This is a genomic window from Marinobacterium sp. xm-a-152 (genome assembly GCF_013282965.1).
Taxonomy (GTDB): domain Bacteria; phylum Pseudomonadota; class Gammaproteobacteria; order Pseudomonadales; family Balneatricaceae; genus Marinobacterium_E.
The window spans coordinates 1-18,241 of sequence record NZ_WBYI01000006.1 but is presented as its reverse complement, the minus strand read 5'-3'; the positions used below and the strand labels follow the sequence as shown (position 1 = coordinate 18,241).

The window sequence follows — 18,241 nt, the reverse complement described above, 5'->3', positions numbered from 1 at the left end:
TTAGCACACTGAATACTCTTAGTTAATAGAAAATAAACATAAGAATATAACTGAAGGTATTAAATGGCACTTAAAGCGTTAATTTTTGATGTCGACGGTACATTGGCAGACACCGAAATGGCGCATATGGCTGCTTTCAACTATGCCTTTGAAACAGCGGGCCTCACTTGGTTATGGGATTTAGAGACCTATACAGAGCTGCTTGAAGTCTCGGGCGGCAAAGAGCGAATTCGTCACTACTGGAACCAACGGCCTGATCGAGGTGTTCAAGTCAGCGAAGAGCGCATCGACTCAATCATTCCAGAGCTGCATGCCACTAAAACTGCTCGTTATGAAGAGATGGTTGCTTGCGGAGAGGTTGCGATGCGCCCTGGTGTTTTAGAGCTAATTAAAGCCGCGAAGTCTGCTGGTTTAAAGCTAGCCATCGCCACAACGACCAGTCCAGCCAATATAGAAGCACTGCTCTCTCACGCCATGGGCGATGACTGGCAGGAGACGTTCACCGTTGTCGAAAACGCAGAAACTGCTCCGAATAAAAAACCGGACCCCAGTGTCTACCTTCAAGCATTGGAGCGTCTTGGTGTCTCATCGGCAGAAGCTATCGCCATTGAAGATACCAACAATGGGTTAAGAGCCGCTAAAGGCGCCGAATTGGCTACTGTAATAACCCCTAATGAGTTTTCCAAGCACCATGATTTCACAGGGGCTGACTTAATTGTTCCTTCATTAAGCGATGTGAGTTTAGAGCAGTTGGCTCAACTGATCGCTTAAGGATACCGATTTTTAAAAATAATAAGAGGCAACTGATATGCCATTTAGAACCAATAGAACGACCTTAACTCAATACCTCATTGAGGAGCGTCGTCGTTACCCAAGCGCCAGCGGTGATTTTAACGCCTTGATTTTGGATGTTGCGATGGCCTGTAAGCAGATCGCGAAAGCTGTCGCTTATGGCGAGTTAGCGGGCCTGCATGGTGAGCACAATGAAGATGCTGGTGGCAGTATCAATGTCCAGGGTGAGGCTCAGAAGAAACTGGATGTGCTCAGTAATGACATCTTCATCAAAACGACCGAGTGGGGCGGACATCTTCTCGGCATGGCCTCGGAAGAGATGGATGAGGCGCTGGATATCCCAGAGGGGAATCCGAAAGGTCGCTATCTGATTGTATTTGATCCACTCGATGGCTCATCGAACATTGATGTGAACGTCTCGGTGGGCAGTATTTTCTCGATTCTTCGTGCACCGGATGATGCAACAGCGCCTATTCAAGAAGAGGTATTTCTTCAGCCCGGATCACAACAGGTAGCGGCGGGATACGCGCTTTATGGTCCCTCGACCATGCTGATTCTTACGGTGGGTAACGGTGTAGTTGGTTTTACTCTGGATCCCGCTTTAGGTGAGTTTATGTTGACTCACCCCAGCATCACCATTCCTGAGGAGACTCAAGAGTTCGCGATCAATACCTCTAATAGCCGTTTCTGGGAAGCGCCCGTTAAACGTTACGTAGATGAGTGTCTTGCGGGATCGACGGGTCCGCGCGGTAAAGACTTCAACATGCGTTGGATCGCTTCGATGGTAGCGGAGGCGCACCGTATCCTAATGCGTGGTGGTGTCTTCATGTATCCACGTGACACCAAAGATCCAAGCAAAGCCGGTAAGTTACGACTGCTCTATGAGGCAAATCCTGTCGGTATGATTATCGAGCAGGCCGGTGGTCGTGCCAGTACAGGCAGCTACCCAATGCTGGATGTGAAACCGACTGAGCTTCACCAACGCATAGGTTTGGTGTTTGGTTCTAAAAACGAGGTCGAGCGCATTGAGCGTTACCACAACGAACCGATCGAAGAGAAAGGCGAAGATATGCCGCTCTTTGCTGAACGCAGTCTATTCCGCGATTAAGTTACTGGACCTGGAGAAACATTATGTCAGAACGTCACCCAATTATTGCGATTACCGGCTCATCAGGTGCAGGTACTTCAACCGTTACTCGCACATTCTCAAACATCTTTCGTCGTGAAAATGTTAAAGCCGCGATTGTCGAAGGCGATAGCTTCCACCGTTACGATCGTACCGAAATGAAAAAGCAGTTGGCGCAAGCCGATGCAGCGGGCAATAAACATCTCAGCCACTTTGGTCCAGAGAACAACCTGTTTGATGAGCTCGAAGGCCTGTTTAAAAGCTACTCTGAGACGGGTACCGGTAAAAAACGCTTCTACCTGCACAACCAAGATGAGGCTGAGCCTTACGGACAAGAGCCAGGCACCTTCACACCTTGGGAAGAGATCGATAAAGATACCGATATCCTTTTCTATGAAGGCCTGCACGGCGCGGTGAAAACTGAGCAGAACGATATAGCCCAATACCCAGATCTACGTATCGGTGTGGTTCCCGTCATCAACCTTGAGTGGACGCAGAAGCTTTGGCGCGATAAGAACCAGCGTGGTTACAGTGCTGAAGCGGTAACGGATACGATTCTGCGCCGCATGCCTGATTACATTCACTACATCTGCCCTCAATTTGAACATACGCATGTGAATTTCCAACGCGTACCGATGGTCGACACCTCTAACCCTTTCATCGCTCGGGACATCCCTTCTGCCGATGAGAGCATGGTGATTATCCGCTTTGCTAACCCTAAGGGGATCGACTTCCAGTATCTCTTGAACATGATTGGCAATAGCTTCATGTCACGTGCCAATACCATTGTTGTCCCTGGGGGCAAGATGGAGCTGGCAATGCAGTTGATCTTCACACCCTTTGTATGGCGCATGATGGAACGTCGTAATCGCGCCTTGGGTCGTGGTTAAGGCCGTCGCTAATTAGGAGCAACAGATGAACAGAACAGCACCGAATGCCGCTATGGCAAATGAGATGGCCAATGCGATTCGCTTTCTAGCGATCGATGCCGTCGAAGCCGCAAAATCGGGACACCCAGGTGCACCGATGGGTATGGCAGAAATTGCAGAGGTTCTTTGGAACCGTCACTTGAAACACAGTCCAGCCAATCCACACTGGCCAGATCGCGACCGTTTTGTTCTCTCTAATGGTCACGGTTCAATGTTGATCTATGCACTGCTGCATTTAACGGGATACGATCTTCCAATCGATGAACTTAAACAGTTCCGTCAACTGCACTCTAAGACACCAGGACACCCTGAAGTGGGCATTACAGCGGGTGTGGAGACTACGACGGGTCCATTAGGTCAGGGTATCTCGAATGCTGTCGGTTTGGCACTTGCAGAGAAGATGTTGGCAGCTGAATTTAATGAATCAGGCCACACCATCGTGGACCATTTCACCTACTGTTTCTTGGGTGATGGCTGCATGATGGAGGGTATAAGCCACGAAGTCTGCTCCCTGGCTGGGACTCTGAGAACGTCTAAACTCATCGCGATCTACGACGATAACGGTATCTCGATTGATGGCCACGTCGAAGGGTGGTTTGCTGATGATACGCCGGCACGTTTTGAAGCTTATGGCTGGAATGTGATTCGTGATGTAAACGGTCACGATGCGTCAGCTGTCGATGCTGCAATTCGAGCAGCCAAAGCTCAAGCGGTATTAGCTGATGGTAAACCGACGTTGATCTGTACTAAAACCGAAATCGGTAAAGGGTCGCCCAATAAGGTCGGTACACACGACGTTCATGGTGCCGCACTGGGTGCCGACGAGGTCGCTGCGACACGCGCTGCACTGAATTGGAATCATGCGCCATTTGAGATTCCTAGCGACGTGAGGAGCGCTTGGGACTGCACTGATTCAGGCAGAGCCGCTGAAGCTGAATGGGATCACCGATTCGCTGAGTATGCTAAGGCATTCCCTGAAAAAGCGGCGGAATTCAGACGTCGTATGACCGGTGAGTTGAGCGACGAGTATCAATCTAATATTGCCGATGTCATGGCTCAGATTGCTGCAGCAGAAGGGGACGTAGCGACTCGTAAAGCGAGTCAAAATGCGCTAGATGCTATCGCACCTCTTGTTCCAGAGTTTTTTGGCGGCAGTGCTGATTTGACCGGTTCGAACCTGACAAACTTCAAAACAGCGACCTATGCGGGTCGAGATACCTGGGGTAACCACCTCTCCTACGGGGTTCGTGAGTTTGGTATGGCTGCGATTATGAACGGTATGGCACTGCATGGTGGCTACCTACCCTATGGCGGTACCTTCCTCACGTTTAGTGATTACTCTCGTAATGCGATTCGAATGGCTGCACTGATGAAACAGCGTGTGGTTCATGTCTTTACTCATGACTCGATTGGTCTGGGTGAAGATGGCCCAACACACCAGAGTATCGAGCACGTTCCAAGCTTACGCATTATTCCTGGACTTGATGTCTGGCGTCCTTGTGATGCCCTTGAAACGGCCACGGCATGGGCGTACTCGGTTGAGCGACAGGATGGTCCCTCTGCTCTAGCGCTATCACGACAGGGGATGCCTAAATTACTTAAAGAGGCCTCTGATGCAGACAAAGTTCGCAAAGGCGGATACATCCTCTCTGATATGGCCAGTCCACAAGCGGTGATCATGGCAACCGGTTCTGAAGTGCAGTTAGCGTTGCAAGCTCAAGAGACATTAGCCGCTGAGGGTATCTCAACTCGCGTTGTCTCAATGCCTTGTACCAATCTGTTTGATCGCCAATCTGAAGATTACCAAGAGCAGACGATTCCATCGGACCTTCCTGCGGTTGCAGTGGAAGCAGCGCATACCGATTTCTGGCGCAAATATGTGGGCAGAAAAGGTGGTGTTGTAGGCATCGACAGCTTTGGTGATTCAGCACCGGCTCCTGTTCTCTATGAGTACTTCGGCATTACTGCTAACGCAGTTGCTGATGCTGTTCGCCAGCGAGTTTAGGGGTATCAGAAATGTATAAAGCGATGTTATTTGATCTTGACGGTACCTTAGTCGAGACGGCGCCGGAGATCTATGATGCCACCAATGCCACTTTAGAAGAGTGTGGTTATGCAAGGGTGACTCAAGAACAGGTCAACTCGTGGATAGGGCACGGCACACGTGCGCTGTTGATTAAAGCCCTGGCTTACATCCACAACCAATCCATTGAAGAGATTGAGTCTGGACCTATTTTGGCAGGCGCACTACCTGTCTTTGATAAGCACTATCAACGCTGCTGCGGTACCACCAGTTACCTCTATCCACATGTTTTAGAGGTGGTTAAAAAGCTTGGGTCTGAAGGGGTCAAGTTGGCAGTGGTTACCAATAAAGAGAGCCGATATACCGATCGTGTGTTAGCGGCTCACGGCTTAACGGAACTCTTCGATATTGTAGTCAGTGGCGACAGTTTTCCCGTTAAGAAGCCTGACCCAACGTCAATTTTAGACTGCCTTGAGCAGTGGCAAATCTCAGCAGAGGATGCACTGTTTGTGGGTGACTCCTCGATTGATGCTGCTACGGCGCGTAATGCAGGCATTGATGTTTGGCTGCTTCCTTACGGTTACAACATGGGTGAACCGATAGAATCGGCTAACCCCGATCGCGTCATTCAAGACTTTTCAGAGTTGGTGGCTTAACCCATCAATTCAATAACTTAATCGACTCTTCGGAGGTAAATAATGGCACTAGTATCCCTACGTCAGGTACTTGATCACGCTGCAGAGAATAGCTACGGCGTTCCTGCGTTTAACGTAAACAACCTTGAGCAGGTACAAGCGATCATGCAAGCAGCGCAGGCCACAGACAGTCCTGTCATTCTGCAGACATCAGCTGGCGCTCGTACCTACGCCGGTGAAGCTTATCTTCGCCATCTGATTTTGGCGGCTATCGAGACTCACCCAGATCTTCCGGTTGTCCTGCACCAGGATCACGGTGCATCACCTGCAGTCTGTATGCAGTCGATCCGTTCTGGTTTCTCCAGTGTCATGATGGATGGTTCTTTGATGAGCGATGGTAAAACGCCATCCACCTACGAATACAACGTCGATGTCACTCGACAAGTCTGTGAAATGGCGCATGTTGTTGGTGTATCGGTGGAAGGTGAGCTAGGCTGTCTTGGTTCGCTAGAGACGGGCGAAGCCGGTGAAGAGGATGGTCAGGGTGCTGAGGGTATTTTGAGCCATGATCAAATGCTGACCGACCCTGATGAAGCTAAAGACTTTGTTGAGAAAACTGGCGTCGATGCCCTAGCAATTGCGATTGGTACCAGCCACGGTGCGTACAAATTTACACGCCCACCGACGGGCGATATTCTCGCAATTGATCGTGTCGCGGCGATTCATAAAGCAATCCCGAACACCCATCTGGTGATGCACGGTAGTTCCAGCGTGCCACAGGAGTGGTTAGCGATCATTCGTGAGTTTGGTGGCGAGTTGAAACCGACCTACGGTGTCCCTGTAGAGGAGATCGTTAAAGGGATTCAAAACGGTGTTCGTAAGGTCAACATTGATACCGACATTCGCTTGGCAATGACCGGTGCTATGCGCCGTATGATGGCCGAGAAGAAGAGCGAGTTTGACCCACGTAAATTCCTAGCCGCAGCCCGCGATGCAGCCTCAGGTATCGTCAAAGATCGTTTCGAAGCCTTCGGCTGTGCCGGACAGGGCAGTAAGATCAAACCGATCTCAATGGATGACATGGCGGGTCGATACTAATCGACCCAAGATCCATTCAAAACGTTGGAGCGGTCTTGAAAAGGCCGCGATATCTCCTAAGATCAAAAGCATTTCTATCCGACTGGCGTCGGCTAGCCTTCTTCTTTGTGTGAGCGGTATTGACGGTGACTGCCCTTCAGCCTGTCATCCGCCGTGAGAATTTAATGCCTATCTGGAAAACACCGAAAAAGCAGATGACAGGCTGAAGCCAGTCACTGTTGCTTTCAGATAAACTCTAATGAATACCAATCGCGGCCTTTACAAGACCGCTCCAACAATCACTCAACGCCAAACGCAACCATCTCAGCCTCTGCACAGAGCGTTTCATTGGCGGATAAGGTCAACTTAACTCGCACTTTACGCCCCTCGATGGATAGCAGCTCGCCATGCAGCTGCAACTCTACGCCCATTGGAGTGGGGGTAAGGTATTTGATGTTCAACTGCCCCGTAACGTGGCGTTGAATCTTTGCATCTTTTTCGAGTGTTTCATGCTTCTGCAGGTAGCTTAAAGCGGCCGCTGATGCAGTGCCATGACAGTCGAGTAGGGAGGCGACAGCTCCGCCGTAGAGGTGTCCAGGAACACCACCACTGTACTGAGGCTCTGGCGTGAAGCGAGCTAGAGTTGTGTCACCTGTTACATAACTTTTCAGGTGCCATCCATCCGCGTTTGATCGACCACAGCCGAAACAGTGGCTATGGCTCTCTGGATAGAGATCTTGAATGGCTTGGTTCATTGAAACTCCTTCTCACATCTTTGAATAGAGAATAGCAATTATCTTATCTAGGTTGATACATACTGATGGATAAGTTGTGCTCTAATAAGCCATCCCCGATGTAAGAGAGTTGTTATGAAGCTTTTCCAATATGATCATTGTCCATTCTGTGTCCGTGCTGACATGGTCGCTAAATACAAACAGGTTAATTTTGAGTCGGTCTACCTGCTGAACGACGATGCCGACAGCTGTATTGAGCGTGTTGGCAAAAAAATGGTGCCGATTCTAGAGATTGATGGCCAATCTATGGGCGAGAGTCTTGATATCGCTCATAAGTTGGATGAGTTAGGCAGCGCTGATCAGGTAATAGTCGAAGGTGGTGATTCTGATCGTTTCACACAACCACTGATGTCAGTTAATCGCGCGATTTTCTCTCTGCTTTTTCCTCGCAATGTACAGATCGGTTTGCCTGAGTTTGAAACTCAATCGGCAATTGATTTTTATCGCGTGAACAAGGAAGCGATGATTGAGTGCAGTTTTGAGCAAGCTCTGGACAATACAGCTGAACACCAAGCCCTTGTAGAGCAGGTTTTAAATGATTTGCCTAAGCTGACGAAGCCTTCGGATAGAGGTGGGCAGCTTAGCTGGGATGACGTTATGATTTTTCCAATGTTGCGCAACTTAACCGTGATCAAAGATCTTCAGATGCCAACGCAGGTTGTAGATTACATCAATGAAGTAGCGCAACTGACCAATGTTGAGCTCTACACAGACCGAGCCATCTAAGGGAAGAAAAAAGAAAGAGAGGGGAAAGGGCTTCACCCTCTCAAAGGGGTGTTTACAACAGCTGGGTTCATAATAGTGTGCAAAGCTGACATTTAGCTGATGGCTAAAATTTTTTCACAAGGACGTTAGATGACACAGTTTGCGCGTTACTATCAGCGTTATTCAAAAGCTCGACTAAAAGCACTGATTATCCTCAGTCTAGCGATTCTGCAATTTCCATTAGCCGTGTCGGCATCTCTGGTCGCACTACCTGCCATTGCTCAAGATCTTCAAGTCAATGCGGTATTGATCAGTTGGATACCGGCCATCTTCCTTCTGGTGAGTTTGATCTCCCAACTGCCAGGCGGTCGTCTATCGGATCTCATTGGTCTTAAAAAGGCTTTCCTCATCAGTTGTGGTCTCTTTGCGTTGGGTGGCGCCATGGCGGCTTTTGCGCCCAATATTGAAATACTGCTAGCAGGGCGTGTAGTACAGGGGGCTGCCGGGGCAATCCTAGCCAGCGCGGGTATGGCCATGATCTCCCGCATCTACGCAGCAGGTGGGCGAGGGGCCGCTTTGGGTTGGATGACATCAGCCGTCTATCTCGGCATGACTGCAGGCCCGCTAATTGGTGGTTGGTTGGTCGATCTGTTTGGCTGGCGATCTGTGTTTATGTTGCCGGTACCGATATTGCTAGGGGTCATTTTATCGATTCGACTGTTTATCCCAGGCGAATGGAAAAGCAGTGAAAAGCATAAGATCGACTGGGTCGGTACAGCCATTTTCTCAGCCGCCATTGCAGCACTCTATTTTGGTAGTACACGACTGATTGAACTCAACGGTTGGTTGCTTGCACTATTGGGAGTAGGTCTGGGTTACCTCTTTATCAAATGGTCTGGTAAACAGGCATTTCCACTGGTGAGAATCGACTTGATGATGAAGAATAAAACCTTCATCAACTCTGCAACCGCGGCCATGTTTATGTACGCTAGCCAGTACGGAATCGTCCTGATTTTGTCACTTTATCTGCAATACAACCGCCAACTGTCGCCAACGGATACTGGGCAGCTGATGATGCTTCAAGCGTTAATGATGACGATCATCGCGCCTCTGGCAGGACGCGTCTCTGATCGAATAGGGCACCGTCTACTGGCGACCGGAGGAAGTTTGTCCATAGCCCTTGGGTTACTGGCGTTAGCGTTGATGAATCACGAGACACCACTTTGGGTGATCGGGCTCTGTATTATGGTGATCGGCACAGGTCATGGAATGTTCTCTACCCCAAACAACTCCGCGGCACTGGCAACACTCCCTGCAGAGAGAATGGGTATAGGCTCTGCAATCCTCAGCCTATCGAGACAGAGTGGCCAATTGATCGGCATGGCGGTGATTACCCTGTTACTAGGACTCTACTTCGCAGGCTCCGCTATAGGGGAGTCTGATCCACAGCTTCTCGAAAGTGTCACAACCAATGCCCTGACAGTATCATTGTTAACCGCACTGCTAGCGGCTTGGTTCTCGTGGAGAAAGGTTTAAATTGAAGCGGGTGACAGGCTAAAGCCAGTCACTGGAGCGCTGATCTTCCTACGAACTATGGTGACTGGCTTTCAGCCTGTCACCCGCTGTTGAAATCGATCGGGGTTTCAGCAGAGCTGAATTCCCTCCTACAATAGGACTTCGCGATAAGCCCGCAACGGAGTCCTACTGGAGCTAGCCCTAAGGTCGAAGCGAAATGTCAAAAACATCGCTTCGCGTATTCAGGTTGACTCGTTCTCAGTCGGACGGGGAACGGGGTGCCAGATTCAAATCTCGTGCCAGTAGTCCCCGTCCGACTGAGAACGAGTACGATGGTTTTTCACGTGTGCCTAGCCACGCTTTATGTTACTGTGCGCGCCTTAACATTTTGAGTGTCCTCATGTCTTTCGAATCTCTTGGCCTTTCGGCTACTCTTACCCGTGCAATAGCTGAAAAAGGCTATTCAGAAGCGACTCCTATTCAACGTGAAGGCATTCCTGCCGTGATGTCCGGTAAGGACGTTATGGCGGCTGCGCAAACGGGAACGGGTAAAACGGCTAGCTTTATTCTGCCCCTGCTCGAGAGATTGCAATCTGGCCCTAAGGTAAAGAGCAACAATGTTCGTTCATTAGTGCTGACACCGACTCGTGAACTGGCGGCTCAGATCCAAGATAATGCAGAGTTCTATGGCAAATATACCGACCTCAAAAGCAATGTGGTTTTTGGTGGGGTTAAGATCAACCCACAGATGCAAAAGCTTCGCTCGGGCACGGATATATTGATTGCGACACCGGGTCGTCTTTTGGACCTCTACTCGCAGAACGCGGTTCGTTTTGATCAGCTTGAAGTGTTGGTATTGGATGAAGCGGATCGCATGCTCGACATGGGCTTTATTCGAGATATTCGCAAGATCCTTAACCTGCTGCCTAAGCAGCGTCAAAATCTTATGTTCTCTGCAACCTTCTCCCCTGAGATCAAAGAACTAGCTCACGACATCGTCAACAACCCTGTTGAGGTCTCGGTTTCACCTGAAAATGCGACCGCTCACACCGTTGAGCAGTGGGTCATTGGGGTTGATAAGAAGAGCAAGACTGCGGCTCTCATCGATTTGATTAAGACTAACAACTGGTTTCAAGTGTTGGTCTTCAGTCGAACTAAGCATGGCGCAAACCGTCTGGTCGTTCAGCTGGACAAGGCGGGTATCACGGCAGCGGCTATCCATGGCAATAAGAGCCAGGGCGCTCGTACACGTGCTCTTCAGGCTTTTAAGCAGGGTGATATTCAGATCCTTGTAGCAACCGACATTGCGGCACGTGGTATCGATATCAAAGAGTTGCCTCACGTGATTAACTTTGACCTTCCCAACGTGGCAGAAGATTATGTACACCGCATCGGCCGCACCGGTCGTGCCGGCAGTGTGGGTCAGGCGGTATCGTTGGTCTCCATTGATGAGTTTGATCAGCTTCGAGCCATCGAGCGCTTGACGCAAAAGCTTCTGGAACGTCGCGACTTGAAGGGGTTTGCTCCAAACAATCCACTGCCAGAATCTAAGCTACAACCGCCGTTGAAGCCGAAAAAACCTAAAAAGCCAAAGCAGAAAGCGGAGGGTGCGTCAGCACAACCAGCTCCGCGTCAAAATCAGCCAAGGCGTAATAGACCGGCTGATGGTACACCTAAACGCAAACCTCGCCGTTTTGGAGGCAATCGCAAAAAGCCAGTTAACCGCGATCTGTAATCTGTTTTAATCGACAGGTTATCCGGTCATCCGCTTTGAGAAGTGTTTCGTATCTTCTTACATGAAAGAGACACTCTACTACGACGGAAAATGTTCGCTCTGTGTTGCCGAGATGGATAAGTTGGCAGTCATTAAGGGCGAACAGTTAGAACTCAAAGATATCCATGAGTTATCGGATCAACTGACCGATGAAGAGAGGGTTAGCATGCTCAAGGTTCTTCATCTGCAGCGTGGTAATCAGTGGATAACTGGAATCGATGCGAATATAGCCGCTTGGCAGCATACCCGCTGGGGCTGGATTTGGCGCATCCTTGGTTGGCCACTCATCAAGCCCATCGCCAATCTGGCTTATAAGCGCTGGGCACGTTGGCGATACGATCGACTCTATACTAAATAAAGATGCTTGATTAGACTGTCGACATTCTCACACTTTATAGGCCATCAGCGTGTTTATTGAACTTACCGATCTCTTTCTCCTGACTCTAGTCGCAGGTGTTATCTATGTTTGGTACAAAGGCCTAGCCGTTAGAGAGCGCGCACTGAATGCAGTTGAGAGTTACTGCAACAAGTTGGATCTGCAGTTGTTGGACCAAAACGTCTCACTGCGTGCACTTTGGCTAAAACGAGATGATAGAGGCCGCTTGGCACCTTGGCGTCGATATCAGTTTGAGTTCACCACGACCGGCGATCAACGCTACCGTGGCCAAGTTGTTTTGCTTGGCAATCGTCTAGAGAGCATTACCTCAGAGGCTCATAAGTTTGAGGATTAGCCATGTCTAAGCTCAATTTCGATAACAGCTATGCCCGTTTACCTTCTCACTGGTATCAGTCGGTCTCTGTCACTCCGTTAAAGAACACTCATCTAATCAGCTTCAATGCACCTCTGGCTCAAACATTAGGGCTAAATCCCTGTGAATGGGCGCCCAGTCAGTTGGTGGATACCTTCACCACTGAGCAGGGCCCTGAGGGTGCTGAACCCTTGGCCATGAAATACACAGGTCACCAGTTCGGTGTCTATAACCCAGATCTCGGTGATGGGCGTGGTATCTTGCTCGGCGAGCATCTAGACCCTGCTGGCAATCGATGGGATTTCCACCTTAAAGGGGCAGGTAAAACCGCCTATTCGCGCTTTGCTGATGGTAAAGCGGTACTTCGCTCCAGCATTCGTGAGTACCTTGTTAGTGAAGCGATGTTTGGTCTGGGTATTCCCACCACACGTGCGTTGGCTATTTTTGGCAGTGAGGAGTTTACCCTACGAAATGGGGCAGAGCCCTGTGCTCAAGTGCTTAGGGTGACACCTTGTCATATACGTTTTGGCCACTTTGAGTACTTCTACTATTCAGGTCAGCATGAGGACCTTAGACAGCTGGCCGATTACGTGATCGATCGTTACTACCCTGACGCGAAACAGGCTGAAAATCCCTACCTGTTCATGTATCAACAGGTTGTTGAACGCAGTGCCTACCTGGTTGCACAGTGGCAGAGTTACGGGTTTGTTCATGCCGTGATGAACACCGACAATATGTCGATCATAGGCGAGACCTTTGATTATGGTCCTTTTACCTTTATGGATCGATACGAGCCGGACCACATCGCAAATAAGAACGATGACAGAGGTCGATACGCGTTCAGTAATCAACCGAGCATCATGCAGTGGAATCTTGCGGCCTTAGCTCAGGCGTTAATCCCTCTGATTGATAAATCCGACTTGGAGGCTCAACTCGAGAGATTCTCAACGCTCTATTTTGACGCCTACTACACTAAGTTCTCTCAGCGATTGGCACTACCGAATCCAGGGGTTACTCATAAAGCGCTGATAGATGAGATGCTCGCGTTGTTAGAAAAACAGCAGGGTGATCTCAATCGTTTTATTCTAGCTTTAACGGATCTAGAGAAGGGCGACGCTTTGGGGGCTGAAGTAGATAGCCCCGAATCCTATTCAGAGTGGTTAAGCCGTTTTTATGCGGAACGTCATACAGAAGAGGAGACAATAAAATCACGTCTGGATTACGCAAAAACCTTAAACCCTGTCTATATTTTACGTAACTACATGTGTGAAGAGGCGATTCGCGACGCTCACGAAGGTGACTATCAACGCGTGAATCATCTGCTTGCCATGGTTCGTGAACCCACTAAGTACTATGTGCCACTGGCAGACTATGCAGATGCTCCACCGAAGTGGGCAGAGGGAATCTTCTTAACCTGCTCGTCATAGCAACCTAAAGCGCACAGTACTTTTAAAAACGATAGGAGAGTCTGGTGCGCAATTTACTGCTGGCCTTTGATGGTACTTGGCAAAAAACCGATTCGGATTTGAGTGATGGCGATCAAAACAGCCATGTTGTGCGCTTAGTTGAGGCTCTTCACAATTCAGACACAGATATTCCACAACAGGTTCATTATCTCCCCGGCGTTGGTACTTCAGCCTGGCAACAGATTAGAGGAGGCATCTTTGGTTGGGGGCTCTCTGACAAGATAGCCGAAGCCTATCTATGGTTGATGGAGCACTACCAAACCGGCGATCGGGTCTACCTGGTCGGCTACAGTCGTGGGGCGTTTGCAGCGAGAAGCCTGTCAGGTCTTATTGATCGATTGGGTCTGCTTAGATTGGAGCATCTAGAGCAATTCGATTCCTGCTACCAGCTCTACAGACGCGGCACCCGTCGTGAACAAAATCGATTCAAAGCCCAGATCGCCACCCCGATACAGATTGAGGCTATTGCCGTTTGGGATACTGTCGGGTCGTTGGGCATTCCATTAGGTAGCTTTAAACAGTTAAACCGCTATCTTTGGGGCTTTCATGACACACGCTTAGCTTCCAATGTGAAGCGGGGCTTTCAAGCACTGGCCATTGATGAGCATCGTGCTGATTTCATACCGACACTCTGGTCCCCCAAGCTTGAAGAGCATCAGAGTGTTGAGCAGCGGTGGTTTGCCGGATCGCATGGGGATGTTGGCGGAGGGACAGGCTCAACGCTCTCAACCCATTCGTATCAATGGATATGCGAGTCACTGATTCACTCGGGTCTGAAGCTGGATGCTGAGTCTGTGAAGACTCAAACCTCTAACTTTGAACTGCCTCACGACTCCTATGATCTGTTTTTGGGTGGGCTGTATGACTGGTTTAGCGATCGCCATTGGCGTCCAATAGGTACTTGTCAGAATCGCTTTGAGACGATCGATTCGAGTGTGTTTGAGTTAATGAACAACACCAGTTACCGTCCCAAAAATCGAGTAGGGCCCCATCTGACTTCCCCTATCTCTCACCAATTGTGTGAAATTGATCATCTATATCAGTTTCAGGCTTGTTTTCTCGACGGGGAAGAGGGGATACTGAACGCTTCTTAGATTTCAAGGAATGAGTGTGAAAGTTTGGGTTGATGCGGATGCGTGTCCTGTGGTGATTAGAGATATTCTCATCAAGGCAGCACTCAATCGAAAAGTAGAGATGGAGTTCGTTGCAAACCACTTCTATCAGCTACCTAATTCCCCCTATTTAAACTGGCGTCGAGTCCCTCAGGGTGCCGATCAGGCTGATCAAGAGATCGTTGATCGAGTGACCGCTGGTGATCTTGTCATCGCTACAGATCTGCCGTTGGCTAATGATCTGATCGATAAAGGGGCTCGCGTACTTACCCATCGTGGCGAGGCCTTAACGAAAGAGAACATCAAAGCGCGCCTCAATCTGCGTGACTTCTACGAAACCATGCGCGCTAGCGGTATTCAGTCTGGTGGCCAATCGGGTATGAGTCAGGCAGATCGTCGTGAGTTTGCCAACGCGTTGGATCGCGCCTTAACGGCAGCACAGCGTCAAGCGAAGCAAGGAGGCAATGCATGAATTCATTTTGGGATATGCTGATTTCACTCAATCTGGACCTGGTCGCGTTGATCTGGTTTTTGTTCTGTTTTAACGGCTATTTCATCTACGCTAAGCGAGCCAGTTATCGTGTTACCTGTCTGGCTAGCCTAATGCACCTCTATCGTAAGGAGTGGATGCGCGCGGCGCTGGATCGTGAGGTGAGGGTGGCTGATACCACAACGATCACCAATCTTGAGCGCGGTGTCACCTTCTTTGCCAGCACCACCATGCTGATTTTGGCCGGCCTTCTGACCCTGCTCTCTCGCTCTGATATGGCGATCGACCTTCTGTCTGAACTGCCGTTCACAGAGCCGATGACTCGACTGCAATGGGACCTGCGCATCATCGTGCTGATGGTGATGTTTGTATACGCCTTCTTTAAGTTCACCTGGTCTATTCGCCAGTATGGATTTGTCTCGGTCATGATTGGTGGCGGCCCCAACCCCAAAGAGAATGCCGATCCACGGACTCTCGATATGCACGCAGAACGCTCGGCTCGCATGGCCAGTATGGCGGCAAATAACTTTAATGCCGGCCTACGAACCTACTACTTTGCCATCGCAGTGCTAGGGTGGATGGTCAATACCTGGCTCTTTATGTTCTTGTGTGCAGTGGTTGTCTGGATTCTCTATCGTCGTGAATTCAGCTCTTCGACGCTAAGAACCTTAATGATGAGTACTGATATCAACGCCAAGGGTTGAAATTAGATCGGCATCCCCCATATCTGATGGAGTGTTAATCAGTAACTTGGGAATTCAGGTCTAAGCTATGACAACCGAAACGAAACAAGAAACTCTTGGCTTTCAAACCGAAGTGAAACAGCTGCTGCAGCTGATGATTCACTCTCTATACTCTAATAAAGAGATCTTCCTACGTGAATTGATCTCTAACGCTTCAGATGCGGCTGAAAAGCTACGCTTTGAAGCCTTGTCTAATGCCGACCTCTATGAAAACGATGGTGATCTTCGTATCCGTGTCTCTGCTGATGAAGAGAACAATACTATTACCATCGAAGATAACGGCATCGGTATGTCGCGAGATGAGGTCATTGAACACTTGGGTACCATCGCTAAGTCGGGTACCGCTAGTTTCCTTCAAAACTTGACCGGCGATGCTGCAAAAGATTCACAACTGATCGGTCAGTTTGGTGTTGGTTTTTACTCTGCATTCATTGTGGCTGATCAGGTTGATCTATATACCCGTCGTGCTGGTTTAGACGCGGCAGAGGGTGTTCACTGGTCCTCTAAAGGTGAGGGCGAGTTCGATATCGCAACCATCGATAAGCCAGAGCGTGGCACGCGTATCGTCATGACCCTGAAAGAGGATGCGAAAGAGTTTTCCAGCGATTGGCGTCTACGCTCTCTAGTCACCAAATACTCAGATCACATCGCGATGCCTGTGCAGATGGAGAAAAAAACCATGCCGGCAGAGGGTGATGAGGAGTCATCAAAGGATGCGCCTGAGATCGAGACGGTTAACAGCGCAACGGCGTTGTGGACTAAGAACAAGTCAGAGGTGACCGAGGAGGAGTACAAAAACTTCTACCAGCACGTCTCTCATGATTTCCAAGAGCCTATCAGTTGGGCCCACAACCGTGTTGAAGGTAACCTAGAGTACACCAGTCTTGTCTACCTACCGTCTAAAGCGCCTTACGACCTTTGGAACCGTGAAGCACCTAAAGGGCTTAAGCTCTACATTCAACGTGTCTTTATCATGGATCAAGCGGATCAGTTCTTGCCGCTCTACCTGCGCTTTATTAAAGGTGTTGTTGATTCGAAAAACTTATCACTGAACGTCTCTCGTGAGATTCTTCAGAAAGATCCAAACGTTGATAAGCTGAAGTCCGCTCTGACTAAGCGAAGCCTCGATATGATCGAGAAGTTCGCTAAGAAGGATGCCGAGAAGTACCTAGAGTTCTGGAAAGAGTTCGGTCAGGTCTTGAAAGAGGGCCCTGCGGAAGATCATGCGAATCGTGAGCGCATTCTTAAGTTGATGCGTTTTGCATCGACCGAGAACAGCAGCGGTGATCAGAATGTCAGCCTAGACAGCTACATCGAGCGTATGGGCGAAAATCAAGAGAAGATCTACTACCTAGTCGCTGATAGCTACAATGCGGCTAAAGCGAGCCCACATCTAGAGATCTTCCGTAAGAAGGGCATCGAAGTGCTGCTTCTGACTGATCGCATTGATGAGTGGATGATGAGCCACTTGATGGACTACTCAGGCAAGTCGTTCCAAGACGTCACCAAAGGCGAGTTGAAACTCGATGGTGAAGAGTCTGAAGAGAGCAAAAAAGCTCAAGAGGAGCAGAACGAGCAGTACGCATCACTGATAGAACGTCTAGGCGGTGTATTTACCGACCGTGTCGACTCTGTCCGTGTCTCACAGCGTCTAACCGACTCTCCAGCCTGTCTGGTGCTCGGTGATTACGATATGGGTCTACAGATGCGTCGTATCATGGAGGCGGCTGGCCAAGCAGTTCCAGAGACTAAACCCGTCTTTGAGTTCAACGCAGAGCACCCACTGATCGGTAAGCTTGATCAAGAGTCTGACGAAGATCGTTTTGCTGATCTGGCAATGATTCTATTGGATCAAGCTCAACTAGCGACCGGCGGTCAGCTAGAGGATCCAGCAGCTTACACAGCTCGTCTGAACAAACTGCTGTTAGAGTTGAGTGCTTAAACACTCCACTTGAAGCAAAAAGGCCTGACACTGTCAGGCCTTTTTTGTTCGCGGCCTTTTCAAGACCGCTCCAACAAAATTAGGCACAGTTGGAGCGGTCTTGAAAAGGCCGCGATTACTATTTCAGGTGACTGGCCTTCAGCCTGTCATCCGCTGTCAACTTTACTGTTTATCTGGAAAACGCTTAAAGAGTGGATGTCAGGCTAAAGCCAGACACCGGTGCTGAGAGTTGGGTCAGACCAAAGGTCATATATGGTCCGTCCCGCGTTATGCAAGATAAAAGTACCAATGGTTAAGGTGAGCTGCAGTCATATATCCGGCTTTTGATGAAGATCTCTTTCTTCTAGCCCCAATGGATTCTGCATACTT

Annotated in this window: 17 protein-coding genes; 16 read left to right on the top strand and 1 reads right to left on the bottom strand. The window is 49.4% G+C overall.

What is annotated here, in order from left to right; all coding sequences use genetic code 11:
- Positions 1-63: 63 nt before the first annotated feature.
- Genes XMA152_RS06870 through fba form a run of 6 tightly spaced genes read left to right on the top strand, consistent with a single transcriptional unit; the run spans position 64 to position 6,603 of the window.
- Positions 64-771 (top strand): HAD-IA family hydrolase, encoded by a 708-nt coding sequence (locus XMA152_RS06870; protein WP_173483143.1) that lies wholly within the window; start codon positions 64-66, stop codon positions 769-771.
- Between the two features lie 37 nt (positions 772-808).
- On the top strand, positions 809-1,900 hold the full coding sequence (locus tag XMA152_RS06865) for a class 1 fructose-bisphosphatase (RefSeq protein ID WP_173483142.1): 1,092 nt from the start codon (positions 809-811) through the stop codon (positions 1,898-1,900).
- A 23-nt stretch (positions 1,901-1,923) separates the two neighbouring features.
- Positions 1,924-2,808 carry a phosphoribulokinase gene (locus XMA152_RS06860; RefSeq protein WP_173483141.1) on the top strand — a complete coding sequence of 295 codons (885 nt, stop codon included), beginning with the start codon at positions 1,924-1,926 and terminating at the stop codon, positions 2,806-2,808.
- Between the two features lie 25 nt (positions 2,809-2,833).
- On the top strand, positions 2,834-4,852 hold the full coding sequence (tkt, locus tag XMA152_RS06855; protein ID WP_173483140.1) for a transketolase: 2,019 nt from the start codon (positions 2,834-2,836) through the stop codon (positions 4,850-4,852).
- 11 nt (positions 4,853-4,863) lie between these two features.
- Entirely contained in the window at positions 4,864-5,526 is a 663-nt protein-coding gene (locus XMA152_RS06850; RefSeq protein ID WP_173483139.1) for an HAD family hydrolase, read from the top strand.
- Between the two features lie 42 nt (positions 5,527-5,568).
- Entirely contained in the window at positions 5,569-6,603 is a 1,035-nt protein-coding gene (gene fba, locus XMA152_RS06845; protein ID WP_173481511.1) for a class II fructose-bisphosphate aldolase, read from the top strand.
- Positions 6,604-6,881: 278 nt separating this feature from the next.
- Here the strand turns inward: fba and XMA152_RS06840 are convergent, their stop codons facing one another.
- Positions 6,882-7,337, bottom strand: coding sequence for a PaaI family thioesterase (locus XMA152_RS06840; protein WP_173483138.1), 456 nt, complete (start codon positions 7,335-7,337; stop codon positions 6,882-6,884).
- A gap of 114 nt (positions 7,338-7,451) precedes the next feature.
- Between XMA152_RS06840 and grxB the strand changes: the two genes are divergently transcribed.
- The 10 genes from grxB to htpG all read left to right on the top strand — a co-directional run bounded on the left by grxB (position 7,452) and on the right by htpG (position 17,872).
- The gene (grxB, locus tag XMA152_RS06835) at positions 7,452-8,102 is read left to right on the top strand and encodes a glutaredoxin 2 (protein ID WP_173483137.1); all 651 of its coding nucleotides are present in this window, start codon (positions 7,452-7,454) and stop codon (positions 8,100-8,102) included.
- A 129-nt stretch (positions 8,103-8,231) separates the two neighbouring features.
- Positions 8,232-9,617 carry an MFS transporter gene (locus tag XMA152_RS06830; RefSeq protein ID WP_173483136.1) on the top strand — a complete coding sequence of 462 codons (1,386 nt, stop codon included), beginning with the start codon at positions 8,232-8,234 and terminating at the stop codon, positions 9,615-9,617.
- A gap of 379 nt (positions 9,618-9,996) precedes the next feature.
- The gene (locus XMA152_RS06825; RefSeq protein WP_173483135.1) at positions 9,997-11,331 is read left to right on the top strand and encodes a DEAD/DEAH box helicase; all 1,335 of its coding nucleotides are present in this window, start codon (positions 9,997-9,999) and stop codon (positions 11,329-11,331) included.
- Positions 11,332-11,392: 61 nt separating this feature from the next.
- The gene (locus tag XMA152_RS06820) at positions 11,393-11,728 is read left to right on the top strand and encodes a thiol-disulfide oxidoreductase DCC family protein (RefSeq protein WP_173483134.1); all 336 of its coding nucleotides are present in this window, start codon (positions 11,393-11,395) and stop codon (positions 11,726-11,728) included.
- A gap of 49 nt (positions 11,729-11,777) precedes the next feature.
- Positions 11,778-12,101, top strand: coding sequence for a DUF3301 domain-containing protein (locus tag XMA152_RS06815; protein ID WP_173481505.1), 324 nt, complete (start codon positions 11,778-11,780; stop codon positions 12,099-12,101).
- Positions 12,102-12,103: 2 nt separating this feature from the next.
- Positions 12,104-13,546, top strand: a complete 1,443-nt coding sequence (locus XMA152_RS06810; protein WP_173481504.1) for a YdiU family protein — start codon at positions 12,104-12,106, stop codon at positions 13,544-13,546.
- 44 nt (positions 13,547-13,590) lie between these two features.
- Positions 13,591-14,679 (top strand): DUF2235 domain-containing protein, encoded by a 1,089-nt coding sequence (locus tag XMA152_RS06805; RefSeq protein WP_173483133.1) that lies wholly within the window; start codon positions 13,591-13,593, stop codon positions 14,677-14,679.
- Positions 14,680-14,689: 10 nt separating this feature from the next.
- Positions 14,690-15,169 carry a YaiI/YqxD family protein gene (locus tag XMA152_RS06800; RefSeq protein ID WP_217362031.1) on the top strand — a complete coding sequence of 160 codons (480 nt, stop codon included), beginning with the start codon at positions 14,690-14,692 and terminating at the stop codon, positions 15,167-15,169.
- The gene (locus XMA152_RS06795) at positions 15,166-15,891 is read left to right on the top strand and encodes a DUF599 domain-containing protein (RefSeq protein WP_173483132.1); all 726 of its coding nucleotides are present in this window, start codon (positions 15,166-15,168) and stop codon (positions 15,889-15,891) included. Before XMA152_RS06800 ends, XMA152_RS06795 begins: the two co-directional genes overlap by 4 nt.
- A gap of 67 nt (positions 15,892-15,958) precedes the next feature.
- Positions 15,959-17,872 (top strand): molecular chaperone HtpG, encoded by a 1,914-nt coding sequence (gene htpG, locus XMA152_RS06790; protein ID WP_173483131.1) that lies wholly within the window; start codon positions 15,959-15,961, stop codon positions 17,870-17,872.
- The last annotated feature ends 369 nt before the right edge of the window (positions 17,873-18,241 follow it).

What these genes read in the sequence shown, in the direction of transcription:
- XMA152_RS06800 (WP_217362031.1), top strand. Translation starts at nt 14,690, where the DNA reads ATGAGTGTGAAAGTTTGGGTTGATGCGGATGCGTGTCCTGTGGTGATT.
- XMA152_RS06830 (WP_173483136.1), top strand. Translation starts at nt 8,232, where the DNA reads ATGACACAGTTTGCGCGTTACTATCAGCGTTATTCAAAAGCTCGACTA.
- htpG (WP_173483131.1), top strand. Translation starts at nt 15,959, where the DNA reads ATGACAACCGAAACGAAACAAGAAACTCTTGGCTTTCAAACCGAAGTG.
- XMA152_RS06870 (WP_173483143.1), top strand. Translation starts at nt 64, where the DNA reads ATGGCACTTAAAGCGTTAATTTTTGATGTCGACGGTACATTGGCAGAC.
- XMA152_RS06840 (WP_173483138.1), bottom strand. Translation starts at nt 7,337, where the DNA reads ATGAACCAAGCCATTCAAGATCTCTATCCAGAGAGCCATAGCCACTGT.
- XMA152_RS06820 (WP_173483134.1), top strand. Translation starts at nt 11,393, where the DNA reads ATGAAAGAGACACTCTACTACGACGGAAAATGTTCGCTCTGTGTTGCC.
- XMA152_RS06825 (WP_173483135.1), top strand. Translation starts at nt 9,997, where the DNA reads ATGTCTTTCGAATCTCTTGGCCTTTCGGCTACTCTTACCCGTGCAATA.
- XMA152_RS06810 (WP_173481504.1), top strand. Translation starts at nt 12,104, where the DNA reads ATGTCTAAGCTCAATTTCGATAACAGCTATGCCCGTTTACCTTCTCAC.
- XMA152_RS06850 (WP_173483139.1), top strand. Translation starts at nt 4,864, where the DNA reads ATGTATAAAGCGATGTTATTTGATCTTGACGGTACCTTAGTCGAGACG.
- grxB (WP_173483137.1), top strand. Translation starts at nt 7,452, where the DNA reads ATGAAGCTTTTCCAATATGATCATTGTCCATTCTGTGTCCGTGCTGAC.
- fba (WP_173481511.1), top strand. Translation starts at nt 5,569, where the DNA reads ATGGCACTAGTATCCCTACGTCAGGTACTTGATCACGCTGCAGAGAAT.
- tkt (WP_173483140.1), top strand. Translation starts at nt 2,834, where the DNA reads ATGAACAGAACAGCACCGAATGCCGCTATGGCAAATGAGATGGCCAAT.
- XMA152_RS06860 (WP_173483141.1), top strand. Translation starts at nt 1,924, where the DNA reads ATGTCAGAACGTCACCCAATTATTGCGATTACCGGCTCATCAGGTGCA.
- XMA152_RS06795 (WP_173483132.1), top strand. Translation starts at nt 15,166, where the DNA reads ATGAATTCATTTTGGGATATGCTGATTTCACTCAATCTGGACCTGGTC.
- XMA152_RS06865 (WP_173483142.1), top strand. Translation starts at nt 809, where the DNA reads ATGCCATTTAGAACCAATAGAACGACCTTAACTCAATACCTCATTGAG.